The 15,826-nt window shown below is 64.7% G+C and carries 11 protein-coding genes and 1 pseudogene; 2 read left to right on the top strand and 10 right to left on the bottom strand.

The window, feature by feature from the left end; all coding sequences use genetic code 11:
* Together ACOJSJ_RS05785 and ACOJSJ_RS05780 are read left to right on the top strand one after the other, a co-directional pair.
* On the top strand, positions 1 to 636 hold a 636-nt coding region (locus ACOJSJ_RS05785), incomplete at its 5' end, for an NAD(P)-dependent oxidoreductase (protein WP_420144035.1).
* Positions 633 to 2,333 (top strand): amidohydrolase, encoded by a 1,701-nt coding sequence (locus ACOJSJ_RS05780; protein ID WP_420144034.1) that lies wholly within the window; start codon positions 633 to 635, stop codon positions 2,331 to 2,333. The genes ACOJSJ_RS05785 and ACOJSJ_RS05780, both read left to right, overlap by 4 nt.
* Positions 2,334 to 2,361: 28 nt before the next feature.
* On the opposite strand, the gene ACOJSJ_RS05775 is transcribed toward ACOJSJ_RS05780, so the two are convergent.
* From ACOJSJ_RS05775 to ACOJSJ_RS05730, 10 genes and pseudogenes are all read right to left on the bottom strand, one after another.
* Positions 2,362 to 3,492: a glycosyltransferase gene (locus tag ACOJSJ_RS05775; protein WP_420144033.1), complete on the bottom strand. Its 1,131-nt coding sequence runs from the start codon at positions 3,490 to 3,492 to the stop codon at positions 2,362 to 2,364.
* A 2-nt stretch (positions 3,493 to 3,494) separates the two neighbouring features.
* Positions 3,495 to 4,844 (bottom strand): sugar transferase, encoded by a 1,350-nt coding sequence (locus tag ACOJSJ_RS05770; protein WP_420144032.1) that lies wholly within the window; start codon positions 4,842 to 4,844, stop codon positions 3,495 to 3,497.
* Between the two features lie 67 nt (positions 4,845 to 4,911).
* Positions 4,912 to 6,807 carry an XrtA/PEP-CTERM system amidotransferase gene (locus ACOJSJ_RS05765; protein WP_420144031.1) on the bottom strand — a complete coding sequence of 632 codons (1,896 nt, stop codon included), beginning with the start codon at positions 6,805 to 6,807 and terminating at the stop codon, positions 4,912 to 4,914.
* A gap of 11 nt (positions 6,808 to 6,818) precedes the next feature.
* Positions 6,819 to 8,354, bottom strand: coding sequence for an exosortase A (gene xrtA, locus ACOJSJ_RS05760; RefSeq protein ID WP_420144030.1), 1,536 nt, complete (start codon positions 8,352 to 8,354; stop codon positions 6,819 to 6,821).
* Entirely contained in the window at positions 8,351 to 9,601 is a 1,251-nt protein-coding gene (locus ACOJSJ_RS05755; protein ID WP_420144029.1) for a TIGR03087 family PEP-CTERM/XrtA system glycosyltransferase, read from the bottom strand. The genes xrtA and ACOJSJ_RS05755 overlap by 4 nt, the downstream gene beginning before the upstream one ends.
* A complete protein-coding gene (locus ACOJSJ_RS05750) occupies positions 9,598 to 10,668 on the bottom strand; it encodes a FemAB family XrtA/PEP-CTERM system-associated protein (RefSeq protein ID WP_420144028.1) in 1,071 nt (356 codons plus the stop codon). The genes ACOJSJ_RS05755 and ACOJSJ_RS05750 overlap by 4 nt, the downstream gene beginning before the upstream one ends.
* Positions 10,665 to 11,510 (bottom strand): XrtA system polysaccharide deacetylase, encoded by an 846-nt coding sequence (locus ACOJSJ_RS05745; RefSeq protein ID WP_420144027.1) that lies wholly within the window; start codon positions 11,508 to 11,510, stop codon positions 10,665 to 10,667. The genes ACOJSJ_RS05750 and ACOJSJ_RS05745 overlap by 4 nt, the downstream gene beginning before the upstream one ends.
* Before the next feature lie 814 nt (positions 11,511 to 12,324).
* Positions 12,325 to 13,224 (bottom strand): annotated as a pseudogene (locus tag ACOJSJ_RS05740) (XrtA/PEP-CTERM system-associated ATPase); the annotation flags it as partial.
* A 24-nt stretch (positions 13,225 to 13,248) separates the two neighbouring features.
* Positions 13,249 to 14,856 (bottom strand): hypothetical protein, encoded by a 1,608-nt coding sequence (locus ACOJSJ_RS05735; RefSeq protein WP_420144026.1) that lies wholly within the window; start codon positions 14,854 to 14,856, stop codon positions 13,249 to 13,251.
* Entirely contained in the window at positions 14,853 to 15,818 is a 966-nt protein-coding gene (locus tag ACOJSJ_RS05730) for an AAA family ATPase (RefSeq protein ID WP_420144025.1), read from the bottom strand. The genes ACOJSJ_RS05735 and ACOJSJ_RS05730 overlap by 4 nt, the downstream gene beginning before the upstream one ends.
* Positions 15,819 to 15,826: the final 8 nt, after the last annotated feature.

The raw sequence follows: 15,826 nt of genomic DNA, 5'->3' as shown, positions 1-15,826 counted from the left end.
CGCGAGGGCGCTTTCCGCACGATGAAGGAAGGCGCGCTGTTTATCGACCATACCACCGTGTCGGCGCGGATTGCCCGGCAATTGTTCGTGGAGGGGGAAAGCCGCGGCATCCACAGCGTCGATGCGCCGGTGTCGGGTGGTCAGGCCGGGGCCGAAAATGGTCGCCTGTCCGTCATGTGCGGGGGCAGCGAACCGGCGGTGGCCGCAGCCAGGCTGGTGATGCAAGCCTATGCCGCGCGCGTCGTGCATGTGGGCACCGCAGGCGCGGGCCAGACGACGAAGATGGTGAACCAGATCTGCATCGGCGGCGTTTTGCAGGGCCTGTCGGAAGCGCTGCGTTTCGCGCAGGCGGCCGAACTGGACCTGAACAAGGTGTTCGAAGCGATTTCGGGCGGCGCGGCGCAAAGCTGGCAGATGGACAATCGATGGAAGACGATGGCAGACGATAGTTTCGATTTCGGATTTGCGGTGGACTGGATGCGCAAGGATCTGGGGCTGGCGCTGGAAGAAGCGCGGGCGAATGGCGCGACCCTGCCGGTGACGGCGATGATCGATCAATATTATGCCGATGTGCAGGCGTTAGGCGGCAATCGGCAGGATACCAGCGCGCTGGTACGGCGGATCACCCGCGCATGAAGGCGGCATGGCTGGCGGCGATCGCCGCGATCACCCTCCCCTCTTCTGCATCCGCATTCGGCGTCATCGACAATGTGAACGGCATCGCGCTGGACGCCAATGGCAAGATCGTGCGCTTCGTCGCGCTGCAGATCGATGACGATGGCAAGGTCGAGAAACTGCTGACCGAACGCTACAAGGAACCGGAGTATAAGCCCAAAAAGCCCAAGCGCGGCCAGCCATGGCCCGAACGGCCCAAGGCGCCCGCGTTCAAGATGGATGCTGGTGGCAAGACGATGATCCCCGGCCTGATCGACGGGCATGGGCATGTGATGGGATACGGCCTGTCGCTGATCACGCTGGACCTGTCGGACACGAAGTCACTCGAAGAAGCGCAGGCGAAGATCCGCGCCTATGCGCAGGCCAATGACGGGCGCAAATGGATTATCGGCACGGGCTGGAACCAGGAACAATGGGGGCTGGGCCGTTTCCCCACCGCCGCAGAACTGGACGCGGCCGTGGGCGGCATTCCGGTGTGGCTGGAACGGATCGATGGCCATGCGGGCTGGGCCAACAGCGCGGCGATCCGCGCGGCGGGCGTGAACGGAACGAGCAAGGCACCGATGGGCGGACGCATCGAAATGGCGGGCGGCAAGCCTGCGGGCGTGTTCGTGGACAAAGCGATGAGCCTGATCCAGCGCGTCGTGCCGCCGCCAGCCCCCAGGGACCGCGACACCGCGCTGGAAAAGGCGCAGCGCGCCCTGTTGGCCGTAGGCATCACCGGCATCGCCGACATGGGCACCAGCATTGAGGATTGGCAGGCATTCCGCCGATCCGCCGATCGCGGGGCGCTGCGCGTGCGGATCATGTCCTACGCCTATGGCATCGACAATATGGTGCTGATCGCGGGGCCGGAACCCACGCCATGGCTGTATGACGACCATCTGCGCATGGGCGGCGTGAAGCTGATGCTGGACGGCGCGCTGGGATCGCGGGGCGCGTGGTTGCGCGCCGATTATGCCGACGCGCCGGGGCAGCGCGGCCTGCCGATGATCCCCGACACGCAGCTCCGCAATTTCATGAGCCGGGCGGCGATGGATAATTTTCAGGTCACCGTCCATGCCATCGGCGACGCGGCCAATCATGAATTGCTGAACGCGATCGAGGAACTGAACGACACCTATAAGGGCGACCGGCGCTGGCGCGTGGAACATGCGCAGATCGTCACGCCGTCGGACCTGCCGCGTTTCGGCCCGCTGGGCGCGATCGCGTCGATGCAGCCGGTGCATCAGGCGTCAGACTGGCGCATGGCGACGACGCGGCTGGGCGAAGCGCGGCTCGACGGCGCCTATGCGTGGAAGGCGATGCTGGACAATCGCGTCCCGCTCGCCTTCGGATCGGACGTACCGGTGGAAAGCCCCAATCCCTTTGCGGGCATTGCCGTGGCGATGAGCCGTCAGGATGCGAAGGGCGAACCGGCGGGCGGATGGATGCCGGGGCAGAAGATCGGGTTCGAAGCGGCGCTGGACGCCTTTACCCGTCAGGCATCCTATGCCGGTTTTGCGGAAAAGAAGTTCGGCAGTCTGGTGCCGGGGCAGCGCGCCGACTTCCTGCTGATCGACCGGGATATTTCGGGTGCGACGCCCGCCGACATCCGCCAGACGCAGGTTCTGGAAACCTGGATCGGCGGCAAGCGGGTCTATGTGAAGGGGCAGTAAGGCCACGGCCCCGCCCGGCGCGAATATATCAGCGCGACTGGGCGGGGTTCCATATGGTGACGGTGCGGCCGGTCATCGCCTTTGCCACGCCCTGAAGCGTGGCGGCATAGGCGATCACTATATCCACCAGCGCGGCGAAGGGACCGCTCTTTGCCCGCACGCCGATCCAGATGATGACGACAACGCCCAGCGCGCCCGCCAGATAGAGCGCGGGCGAAATCCGCATCGCCAGAACGCCCGCCGCGATGGCGCCTGTCAGGATGAACAGGCCGCCGAACCAGCGAACGATCTTGCGCGAGGCATATTTGAAGCGGTCGATGGCGCTCATCCGGCGCAATTGCGGGCGCAGATGGCTGTGCGTGTGCCATGCGCGCGCGGCGATGCGCACCTTGCGCCGATATTCGTCCGTGCGCGCGGTCACCAGCCGCTCGCGGGCGATCACATCCGTCGCCTTAACGAGGCGCCTGCCCGCAAACACCACCGCCATGGATACGGTCAGGTCGTCCAGCACGCTGTCGGGAAACTCCGGATAGAGGCTGCGCCGGATAGAGAAGATCGATCCATCCGCCCCCAGCACATTGCCGGTGCGCGATTCCTCGTCCTTCAGCTTCTCCTCGATCCGCCAGTAGAGCGAGCCGACCGACGCGGTCGCGCTGTCTTCCGCACCGATATAGTGCAGCGATCCCAGCACGCCGCCAATCTGCGGATCGGCATAGCGCGCCAGCAGATTGTCGATGGCGTCGGCATCCAGCAGCACATTGGCGTCGGTGAAGATCAGCACATCGCCGCGCGCCTGCGCCGCCAATTGTTTCATGCCATGCGCTTTGCCGCTGCGTCCCGGACCGCGGATCAGGGTGACCAGATCGTCCTGCGCGGCGATCAGATCGCCGGTGCCGTCCGACGACGCGTCATCGAAGGCGAGGATTTCAAGCGTCGGATGCCGCGCTTTCAGCATCGCCAGATTGGCGAGCTTTTCGGGCATCGCCGCCGCCTCATTATAGGCGCAGAAAAGGAGGGATGCGCTGGGTGCAGGGCCAGCCACGGGTGCTTCCGGCCGGGTCGGCAGGGCGCGCAGGATCAGCGGGTAGAAGAGGAAAGGCCACGCCACCACGATCAGGCAGAGGATCAGGATGGCGGCCAGAATGATGTTCGTCGCCATGATCAATAGGCCTTGTGATGGACCAGCACGCCCAGCGTCGCGAAGATGATCCGCACATCGCGCCAGATCGACCAGTCGCTGACATATTCAAGGTCGGACTGTAGCCGGTCGATCAGATCCTGATGATGATCGGTGGAGCCGCGATGGCCGCGCACCTGCGCAAGGCCGGTCATCCCCGGTTTGATGCAATGCCGTCCCCAGTAACGGGCATCGACCTCCCAATAGAGGCTGTCCCCTGCCTTGGCGGCGGCGGCATGGGGGCGCGGGCCGACGATGCTCATGTCGCCCTTTAGCACGTTGAACAACTGGGGCAGTTCATCGATGCTGGTGCTGCGCAGGAACGCGCCGACGCGGGTAACGCGATCGTCGTCGCGGCGCGTGAGCGTTGCGGCCTTGTGATCGCTGACCTCCGCCCGCATGGAACGGAATTTATAGATGGAGAAAGGCCGTGCATCCTTCCCGATGCGCGGTTGACGGAACAGGGCCGGGCCGGGGCTGGACAGGCGGACGGCGATCGCCGCGCCGATCAGGATCGGCGAAAGCAGGATCGTGGCTATGCTGGCGACGATCAGATCGAATAGCCGCTTGATCAGGCGATCGCGAAAATGCATCGGCCCGCCCGCCACGATGATGGTGGGTTGGCCGTCAAACTCGTCCACCCGCGCAGGGGCGAAGCGCAACAGTTCGGGAACGACGATCTCCCCCCGTGCCGACAGCGATTTGAGCGCCGCCGACCAGTCGTCCATCCGTTCCAGCGGGCAGGCGACAATCACCCGTTCGGCCGTGCCGACCGCGCTCGCCAGCCGCGCCGCCATGTCGGCATCATGCCGTTCGGGGTGCAGATTGGCCGCGTCAGCCTCTATCACTTCCATATGCGGGCCGGTTTCGATGCGCACCCCATCCATGATGACGGCAGTCAGATGCGGTACGTCGCCCAACAGGCTGACCGCCAGACGCGCCACCGCCAGACGCACGATCGACAGCGCAACCGCGCCCAGCACAAGGCCAGCGACGAAGGTCAGACGCGACAATTGTTCCGCGATCTTGCCCAGATAGACGATCAGCAGCATCAGCAACGCCGCCTGTGCCAACGCCAGCAGCGCGCGGGTGATGCCGCGCCGCACATGATCCAGCGTGGCGATGCCATAGGCCCCGCCCTGCACCGCCAGCAGCGCATAGAGCGGCGCGACCATGGCGAACATCACCAGACCATGGGGCTTGCCCGGTTCGCCCCATAACGCGCCCAGCACGAACCAGTTGGCGGCAAGGAAGGCACAGAACAGCCCCGCCATGTCGCCGGCAAGGCACAGCGCATAAAGCCGCAGCCGAACGATTTCCTTGGAGACTGTCACTGTTGCGCCCTGATTGTCGTCATGCGTCCCGTTGGCATTGGCGGGCGCGGGTTGCAAGGGGGCGCTGTCACACCCCGAACAGTCGGGTCAGCGACTTGTCCAGCATCAGCAACTGCCACAGCAACCGGCCATGGTCGGATACGCCCGACCGATGGTCCGCCGCGACCTTTGCCAGCATCTTCGCATCGAACCAGCCGGTTTTCGCCAGTGCGGAGCCACCGGCAATGGCCGTCGCTTCGCCAGCCAGCGCGCCGCGGAACCATGCGCTGGTCGGTGTTACAAAGCCCATTTTCTGGCGATAGAGTATGTCCTGCGGAAGATAAGGCTCCATCGCCTTCTTCATCAGATATTTGCCGCTGTTGCCGCGTATCCGCTGGGCCACCGGCAGGCGGGCGGCAAATTCGACCAGACGGTGATCGAGCAGCGGCTCGCGCGCCTCCAGGCTTACGGCCAGGCTAATCCGGTCGGTTTTCGTCTGTTTGTCACCGGGTAGCCTGATGCGAATTTCGGCATATTGCGCCCGGTCGAGCGGGTCGCGCGCGGGCGCATCGGCCATCACCTTGATATAGCGATCCTCGGCCCGATAGGCGCCCAGACGCCCCTTCATATCCTGACTGAAGAGGCGCTGGCGCAACGCGCGCGGGGTCACCCCGACGGACGCGGCATAGGCCTCCCCCCCCTCCCCCGCCAGTTCGAGGAAGGTGGTCTTGGCACGAAGCGCGCGGGGCGCCCAGTCGGCCTTGGGATAATATCTGCCCAGCGTTCCGAACAGCGGCTGACGCACTGACGCGGGGACCAGCGATCGGAAACGTTCGCCCTGCATCTGGAACCGGTGGCGGCGATAACCGGCAAAGGCTTCGTCCGCGCCGTCGCCGGACAGGGCGACCGTCACCTGTTCCCGCGCCAGTTCGCACACCCGGAAAGTGGGCAGCGCGGACGCGTCGGCAAAGGGTTCGTCGAAATGAAAGGCCAGCCGGTCGATCAGGCCATAATCGTCGGGCGACACGATGCGCGTGCGGTGATCGGTGGCAAAGCGGCGGGCGATCCGGTCGGCATAGGCGGTTTCGTCAAGGCTGGCGACATCGAAGCCGATGGTGCAGGTCTTGACCGCCTGCGTCGATGCTTCGGCCATCAGCGCGACGACGCTGCTGCTGTCCACACCGCCCGACAGGAACGCGCCCAGCGGCACGTCGGCCACCATGCGCGATCGTACCGCCTGCCGCATCAGTGCGACCAGTTCCTCCTCCAGCGCTTCGGGTTTCGCCTTCGTCCGGTCGGCGAAGCTGACATCCCAATAGCGTTGCGGTTGCGACAAGGACCGGCCGCGCACCAGACGCAGCGTTTCGCCCGCACCCAGCTTGCGCACGCCGGCCACCAGACAGGCATCGTCGGGCACATAGCCATAGGCCATATAATCCTCGACCGCGCTCAGATCGGGCGCGCGGCGCAGCAGCGGATGGGCCAGCAGGCTCTTCAATTCCGATCCGAAGATCAGGCTGCCGTCGGACAGAAGCGCATAATGAAGCGGCTTGACCCCCATCCGGTCGCGCACCAGCCAGAGCGACTGCGCCCGCGCATCGAACAGGGCGAAGGCGAACATGCCATTGAATCGTCGCACGCAATCCTCACCCCATTGGCGATAGCCGTGCAGGATGACTTCGGTGTCGCTATGGGTGCGAAAGACATGGCCTTTCGCCTCCAGCTCGGCGCGGACTTCCGCGAAATTATAGATTTCACCGTTGAAGACGACGGCAAGGCTTTCGTCCTCCGTCAGCATCGGCTGTGCGCCCGATTCGAGATCGATGATAGACAGGCGCAGATGCCCCAGACCAACCCCGGGCGCGGTCCAGATGCCGCTTCCGTCCGGGCCGCGATGCGGCATGATGTCCAGCATCGCGCGTACCCGTGCCGGGTCCACGGGCTTTGCCGTTTCGAGGTGAAAGATGCCCGCTATGCCACACATGGGGTCAAGCTCTAGCGGATACCGATGCTGCGGTCAGCCAAAAGTCGCACGTCGCCAAGCTCTTTCAGAAAGGCGGTGATGGCGGCATCGGAACGACGGCCTTCGGCTTCCTCCGCCGAGACGAGGATGGCGACGGCGCGCTGGTCCCTGCCCAGCAGGCGCGCCTCCATCGTTGCCAGTTTGACTGCGGGCTTGCTGCCGGTCAGGCGGCCTTCGCCCACGCGATAATAGCTGACGACATGGCGAACCACCGGACCGGGCGCGGTAATCTGTTCCCCGCGCGCATCGGCAGGGGCGCGGGCTGGCGATGACCACACCCATTCGCTGTCCGGATCGGCGGCGCCTTGCCCGAAACCGACGAGTTCGCGCCCTTCATCCTGCCGCGCGAAGGTGGCGATGCTGAGGTCCACCACCTGCCCCCGATCATTGCGATAGCGGCCCGTGACGAAATGGTCCGCCCCGTCGAACTGCGGTTTCCATGGATAGGCCTGCGGCGCATCGGTTCGGGTCCAGCCACGCAATTGCGGCATGTCCAGCACCGGCGGCAGCGGATCGGCCGCCGCGGCCGTCGCAGCCAGCCACAGCGGCGCGGCAATGATGATGGCCAGCGCCGCGCCAGCCATCGTCCCGGCGGAGGAGGATGCGGGGGCCACAGCCTGCAAGGCACGGGGGTCGAACCACGGGTCGCCGGGCTTGCGGTCGAAGAAAGGCCATGCCGTCGCCATAACGACGATCATGATGATGGCGAAGAAGACCCAGCCATAGACGACATGGTCGAAACCGACCGCGGCATCCACCGTCGTCAGATGCGCGACCAATATGGTGGCGAAAGCGCGCACCCCATTGGCCAGCACCGACAGGCAGAGCGCGCCGGTCAGAAAGATGATGCGGCGCGACCAGCTGCGAAAACAGACATTGCATACCAGCGCGCCATAGGCGGTCATGGCGATCAGGAATTTCGCGCCGGAACAGGCCTCCGCCACTTCGAAATAGCCCGTGGGCGTGGTGATGAATATGCCCTCCATATGGGCGGGGACGCCCCACAGGTCGAGCAGCAGCATGGTGAGGCGCGCCGTCACCAATTGCAGCGGCGGCACGATTTCCTCGCCAAAGGGCACCATGAAGAAGGCATAGAAAAGCGGAAAGAGCAGCGCCCGCGCCACCGCCGGTCCCAACAGAGCGATGGTCGCGCCCTGCAACATCAGGACGAGCGCGCCGTGACGGACGACTGCGACGCCCGCCGCCGCCCCCAGCAGCCAGGCGAATGCGCCCATTCCCAGCCATATCAGGCCCGGCGCCCAGACGACCGGCGTCAATTGACGCAGGCCCGGCAGGCGTTGCTGAACCAGCCATGCGATCAGGAAAGGAATGAACAGGCAATGGCCGAAAGTGGAGGCGTACCACCAGATCGTCACCATCGATCGCACATCGTCGAAGAACAGCGTCAGGATCGCAAAGGCGACGACGCACAGCGCGATCAGATGGCCGCGCCAGCCGGTCAGATCGGCAAAGCGAGCCGGTTCCATCTGTGCGGTGCGACCGTTCATGCCGCCTGCGCGCCATCAGCGAAGGGGGCGGACAGCAGATCGGGCAAGGCGGCAAGCGTCGCCGACCAGCGATACCGCTGTTCCACCCGCCCGCGCGCGGCCAGCCCCAATGCGCATGCGCGGGCCGGATCGGCGAGCAGCGCGATGATCTTTGCGGCTTCTTGGGCCGGGTCGGCGGCGATCAGGAGATGGCGTTCGTCATCGGCATCGATCCCTTCGCCCGCTTGTGGAGACGCGACGACCGGGCGGGCCATGGCCATCGCTTCCAGCACCTTGTTCTGAATGCCGCGCGCGATGCGCAGGGGCGCGACGACGACATCGGCCGCCGCCAGCCAGCCGCGCACGTCCGGCACGCCACCGGTCACGATGACACCGGGCAACTGCGCCAGCGATTCGACCGATTTCGACGGGTTGCGCCCGACAATAGCGAAGCGCGCATCGGGATGGACGGCCCGGATCGCGGGAAGCGTGTGGCGCGCGAAACTGTCGACCGCCTCGATATTGGGGCGATAGTCCATCTGGCCGGTGAAGACGAGCAACGGCCCCTGCCCCTGCCCCTGCCCCTGCCCCTGCCCCCGGTCGATCGCCGGAAAATCGGCCGCCGGATCAAAATAATCGAGCGCCACGCCATTTTCGATGGCGATCACCCGGTCAGGGCCAAGGCCACAGGCATCGCGGAACAGGGCCGCTTCGGCTTCGCTGACGAAGGCGCTGACATCGGCGCGCGCGGCGGTCCGCCGCTCGAAATCGAACAGCACCCGCCCTTCACGTCGGTTGATCCAGCCCATCGGGCCACCGCCCTGCGCGCCATAGGCCGCATATTTGGCGGAATCGAAATCGACGAAATCCATCAGGAAGCGGACATGATCGGGCAGGGTCGGGACGAAATGCGCCATTTGCGCCGAATAGGCAACGACCGCCCGGATCGGCCGTTCCGCCATGGTGCGCGCCACCCAGCGATGCAGGTCGGGATGGTCGAACAGTGACACCAACAACGGCTGTCGCCGGGCAAGGCCCGTCAGACCCGCGACGATTTTCGACCGATCGCGCCTGACCACGCACTGGCTGGCGGTGATCCGGGCCATGTCGGAGGCAAAGCCCATGTCGCGATCATCATCGGCGAAACAGCCGACATGCACGGGCGCGATGTCCACCAGACGCTTCAACAGATGGAAGGACCGGATCTTGTCCCCCCGATCGGGTGGAAAGGGGATGCGATGACACAGGAAGAGAATGTCGCCGGTCATCCCAGTCCCCGCGAGATCATCGGTCCCAGCAGGTTGGCGACGGGCAGCGGCAGTTTCTTCCACAGGTCGACGCGGCGCTGATATTTGGCGCTGGTGGGATTGACGTCCCGCTTCGCGCCGGTCGCGGACCATTCATGATACAGGCGCGGCGTCGGTTCGAACCCGAAGCTCTTTTTCCAGGCGGCCTGTCCGCTGCCGACCTTTGACCGGCCGAAATCGAAATGGGTCATGCCCAGTGCGCGGCCATGGCCCATCAGGCGGAAATACATCAGTTCGTTGGAACGCAGCTGGCGCGCCTGCGCGATCCCGCCACCCCAATAGGGCATGACATGGCCACGATGATAGAGCGTCAGGACGGCCGAAACCGGCCGCTTGCCATTGCGCACGACCAGAAGGTCGGCGTCGTCGCCGAAATTGTCCAGCACCGCACGGAACAGCCGCGCCGAAAAGACCGGGGTGCCCAGATTGCGGACGCTGGTCGCATAGATGCGGTAATGTTCGCGGATCAAGCGAGCGCTGCGTCCGGTTTCCACGCTGAGTGACGGGTTCGCCAGCGCCTTTCGCAATTCGGCGCGATGCTTGCGCGGGATGGCCAGCAGTTCGGCCTCCTCATCGGATGCGATGGGGCGGACGAAGCCCAGATACTGCCCTTCGCGCACATGCCAGTCGCCGCCCGGCGCGGGGCCGCCGCGCAGTTCCAGCGGCGCCTTGCGCCGGTCCATCGCCATTTGCCGGGCCGCATCCGCAAGCGGCGCGATCGCGCGATCATCCTGCACCAGCAGGCCGCCGTCGACCGCGAAGCCCGACGATACCAGCGCCTGACCGAACAGACGGCTTTTGATATGATGGAGCGGCAGCAGCCCCCTGATCTCACCCGACGGCGCGACCGCCGCCAGCAACAGGGCGCGATGCCCGGTCGCCTGCGTGATCGCGCGCAGCCAGGCGGTGCGATGGAAAGGCGTGCTGTCTGGATGGTCGAGGACGAATGCGTCGGCCGCCTGTGCCTGCGCGGGATCATCGACGTCCAACATCGTGACGCGCATGTCCGCTATCGGCCCGCCGATCATGCCGCGCGCGCCGCTTCCGCATCGGCCAGCGCGTCCACGCGCGTCCATGCGAAATCGCGGGTCAGGCGCCGTAATTTGGCCGCCATGACCGACAGGTTGCTGTAATGGCGCAGGCGCGACCGCAGCGGCGCATCGCTGACGCGCGGCTGATCAGGATCGATTTCCCACGGGTGGAAATAGATGATCGCCGGACGGCCCGCCTGTTCATTCACCTGCCGGATCGCCCAGCGCGAAAAGCCATAGGGCAGCAATCGGAAAAAGCCCCCGCCACCCGCCGCCAGCGTGCGGTTGCGCCATTTGGCGGTCGTCACCGGCAATTCCACCAGCGGCGCATCGGCAACCGGTTTCCATGCGAAGCGCGGCGAATCCGGCCAGCCATAATGATCGTGCCGGATCGGCGCGACGCTGGAGGAATAGCGATAGCCTTCCTCCGCCAGTATCGGGTGCGCCCATGGCGTGCGCGGATCGATGGAGAAGCTGGGCGCGCGATAGCCGGTCACCGCCTGCCCACTCGCATCCTCCAAAATGGCGCGCGATTTGCGCAGGTCCGCCCGAAATTCTTCCGGCGTGAAGGTGAAGACGCGGGCATGGTCATAGCCATGGCTCGCCACTTCATGCCCCGCATCGGCGATGCGCCGCATGAGCGCGGGATAGCGTTCCGCCACCCAGCCAAGCGTGAAGAAAGTCGCCTTCACATCAGCCTGCGCGAACAGATCCAGCACCGCATCGGTATTGCCTTCGACCCTGTGGGTCAGGCCATCCCAGTCGGCGCGTTTCAGCGTGCGTTCAAACGCGCCGACCTGAAACCAGTCTTCGACATCGACAGACAGGGCGTTCTGCATGACACTCCAACTTCAGCAATCAGGGGGCGTGGCCCGTTCAGGCGGCGACGCCAGCCTGCATATTCGCCATGTGCTCTTCGCGTTCGACCCAGTCGACCAGCAGGGTAAGAACCCGGCGCAGCGCCGTATCCTGTTCCTCCGCACGAAATTCGAGCGCGGCGAGCCGTTCCTCGATCAGCGTGAAGCAGTCCTTGAGCGCTTCGGGATCGACTTCGGGCTGGGTCGGCTGGCCGAAGGGCGCATGCGAATGAACAGCGCGCAGCGACGCGATTTCGGCGCGCAACGCTTCGATTTCACTGAGCATGTCGGCGCGCAGCGCTTCGATGTCGGGCGCGTCGAACGCCGCAGCCTGACTGTCGGCGGTGACCCGCGCCGCATCTTCGGCGGCGATGGACGGCACGACATCATCGTCCCAGCTATCGATTTCCTCCGCTTCGGGTTCGTCATCGAAGGCTACGGGCCGGGGCGGCGCGAAGGCCACAGGCCGGGCGAAGGGCGCGACATTGTCCGACGATGCCGCCGCAAAGACCCGCTCTGCCAGATTGTCTTCGACCGGTGCCGGTTCGATGTGGTCTTCTGCGGGTTCATCCGCTTCCGACACAGGCTGCGCCCATGCGGCGTCCAGTTCGATGGCGTCCTCTTCGACCTGTTCCGCTTCGGCCTGTTCGGGTTCGACCGGTCCAGCTTCGATCGTTTCAGCCTCAACTAGCTGATCGTCTTCAAGCGCGACCGGTTCAACGTCTACGAACCGATCCGCTTCCTCAGCGACAGGTTCTGCTTCGATAGAGCCATCTTCATGGCGCGTTTCCGGATCGGCTTCGAACGGTTCCGGCTCTATGGCTGCCTGTTTCACCTCTGCAACATCGTCCAGAGCCGAAGCGGCGACCGTTTCCGGCGCCACATCTGCGTCCAGCCCCATATCGGCAACCACTGCCGCGACGACGTCTTCGTCGATCAGGTTCAGCTGTTCGATCGCACCCAGCAACAGTACGCGGCTGACCAGCGCGTTCAGGCGGCGGGGCACACCCCCGGTAGCAGCATAAAGCGCCGCGAAGGCCCCCGGCGTGAAGCCAGGATTGCCGTTCCATCCCGCGATCGACAGGCGGTGAATGATATAGGGTTCGACTTCATTCGCCATCATCGGTTCCAGATGATGGGTCGCGATGACGCGCTGGCGCAGCTGTTCCAGTCCGGGCGATTTGATGAGATCGCGAAATTCCGGCTGGCCCAGCAGGAAAATCTGCAACAGCGACTGGCCGCCCAGCTGGAAATTGGACAGCATCCGCAATTCTTCGATCGCGGATACGCCCAGATTCTGCGCTTCGTCGACGATCAGCAGGCTGCGCCGACCTGCGCGCGCCTGCGCGTAGAGGAAGCCTTCGATCTGGTGCAGGATCGTCGCCTTGGCCTGACCATCGACGGCGAGGCCGAAGCTCTGCGCAGCAAGGCGCAGCATGTCGTCGCCGCCGACCTGCGTCGACACGATCTTGACCGCGGTCAGGCGCGCCGGGTCGATGGTCTGCATGAGATGGCCGACCAGCGTCGTCTTGCCCGCGCCAATGTCGCCGGTGATGACGATGAAGCCTTCGCCCTGCGCCAGACCATAGCCCAGATAGGACAGCGCCTTGCGATGGGTGGCGCTTTCGAAATAATAATGCGGGTCCGGCGTCAGCTGGAACGGACGGCCCTGCAATCCGTAGAATTGATCGTACATTTCTTCGTCTCCCAAGCCGACCGATCAGAAGCTGTAGCGCAGGCCGACCTGCCCCATAGCACTGATGATGGTTTCCAGATCGTCCGCCTTCACGCCGTCCAGCCCCAGTGATGCCGATGCGGACAGACGGCGTGACAGATTTTTGAAATAGCTGGCGAAGGCACCATAGTTCAGCACATCCTGACGATCGCCGCTGGCATCGAAATAATTGACATAACCAACCAGATCGATGCTGTCGGTGCCGCTGATGGCGTAATTGACGAACGCATTGCCATACCAGTTTTCGTCACGCGACCCGCGGATCAGGACGACCTGACCATTGGGGGTGATGAATTTGCGTTGCGAATAGCCCGCGCCGATCCCCCAGCCCCATGGGCCGTTCTGCATCGCATATTGGGTCGATACGCCGCGATAGCGGAAATTCGCGTCGGTAATGCCGGACAATGCATCGTTGAAACATTGTCCCCCGCCCGTGGTCGAAAAGGCGCAACCGGTGATGTCGCCAGTGAACGGATTGCGCGCGACATCGAAGCTGTTACCGGACAGGGCCGCCACATTGGCGTTGATCATGCGACCGAAACTGTCGATCCCGTCAAAGACGATGACGGCGAAGCTGCTGTTTCGCCCCTGCCACAGGAAGCTGCCCTGATAGGTCATGCCGCCATAGCGTTCGCCCACGCGCGCCTGCAAAGTCGTGCGACGGCTGGGCCGCCACAATACGCCGACATCCCAGATGATGTCGTCAAAATCATAGATCAGGGCGCGCGGCGAATCCTTGTCCGTTACATAACGGCCGTTGCGGATTAGCGGCGCGCCGGTCGTTGCGTCCAGTTCCGGCGAACGCTGGCTGATTTCGATCTTTTCATAGCCGACGCCGCCCACCAGCGCGAGCGTGGGCGATACCGGCACGGTCGCGTCGACCCGGCCCCACAGATCCTCGAACCGCTGATCAAGCTGGCTTGCGTCCTCACGATCATAGCCTGCGCTGGCGGTCAGGCCGATGCCCGGCAGCACCGTATCGGGTGAAAAACCCACCGATCCGAACAGGCTGTGCGTGAAGCTGTCGGCAAAGGAACCGTCCGGCTGAAAGCCGTCGAAATTCCGATTTACGCTGTCGTCCACCCGCGTATAGCCCAGGCGATAGGAGCCGTTGACGGTAAAGTCGCCCAGCTGCTTCGTATAGGATGGCCCGACATAGCCGGAATAGACCTGGCTGGTGAAGCTGTTGCGCTGAGGCGCGGCGCCCGCAAAGCCGTCGGTGCGGATGCGGGTGGCAAGGCCCCCGCTCATCAGCGCGAACCCGCTGCCCAGATTGGCGTTGAGATGCGCGATGCCGCTGACGACATCCTGATCCGTCGCCTCCCGGCCCCAGCCGAAACTGTGATTATATTGCAGGTCGATCACCGCTTCGACGCGGCGGGTCTGCACCTGCGCGGTGACGCCTGCCGTGACGTTGGTGTAGGTCAGTACATCGCCTTCGCCTTTCAGCGGGGCCATGACGATCTGATCCACGCCCAGATAGGGCACGACGTCAGTACGTTTGCCGCCCGACGCATTTTGCGCATGGGCGGGCATTGCTGCCACCGCCAGCGCGGCGAAAGATGCGCCCGCTATCCAGAACCGGACGGTCATGACTGGGAATCCCCCTTGGCATAATAGCTGCCGAAACGACGGTTGCCGCTGCCAAAGCGGACGGCGTTGAGCAGAAGCTGAATCTGCGCCCCGCCCTTCAGCATGGCGGCCGCTTCGCGCAGCGCGCTTTCGGACGTCCTGTCGGCGCGCACCACCAGCAGCGCGATAGCCGCATGGCTGGCCAGAACGGCAGCAGGCGATGCCGCCAGAAGCGGCGGCGAATCGAAGATGACAATCCTGTCCGGGCGACCTTCGGTCAGGCGATTGAGCAGGGCTTCGGTCCGCGCCGATGCCAGATATTCGGTGTCGTCATGGCTGCGCTGCCCCGCGGGCAGCACGGACAGCGATGGGATGTCTGTCCGGATGACGCAATCTTCGATCGCGATGGTCGGATCAGCCAGCGCATCCATCAGGCCGGGACCGGATTCCAGCCCCAGTTGCGCGGGAATGCCCGGCTTTCCGAAATCGGCATCGACCAGCAGGATTTCGCGATCCTTCTCCGCCGCCAGACTGAGCGCCAGATTGATCGCGCAGAATGTCTTGCCATCGCCGCTATGTGCCGAACAGACGAGAATGCGGTTGCCGCGCGGATTCCTGTGCAGTTGCGACAGCAGGTCGCGCTTGAGCAGTCGAAACTCCTCGCTCATCGTCGTGACCGCGGCGTCGGGGCGCAGGAAGCCTGCCTCGGTCAGCTTTCCCCTGTCGATCGGCTGGACCGGACCGGTCCAGTCCGGCGCGCGGGGCGTAGGTGGCGTGAACGGCGTGTCGGGCGCAAAAGCTGCGGGCGCAGGCGTCGGCGCGAATGTCGGCGATGCTGTCGGCGCGGCGACGGGTTCGGGCGGCAGATCGGACGCATCGACCTGCGGCGCGGCACGACCGCGCAGCGCGGCGCTGAAATCATAGATTTCGGTCGCGCGTTCGATCAGCGATCCCCGGCCTTTGATGGGGCTGTGCTGGTTCATTTTGCCTG

Origin of the sequence: Sphingobium sp., from assembly GCF_048594625.1 — a bacterium.
Lineage (GTDB): Bacteria > Pseudomonadota > Alphaproteobacteria > Sphingomonadales > Sphingomonadaceae > Sphingobium.
The sequence above is the reverse complement of the archived record's forward strand: the minus strand, read 5'-3'. Positions and strand labels throughout refer to the sequence as shown.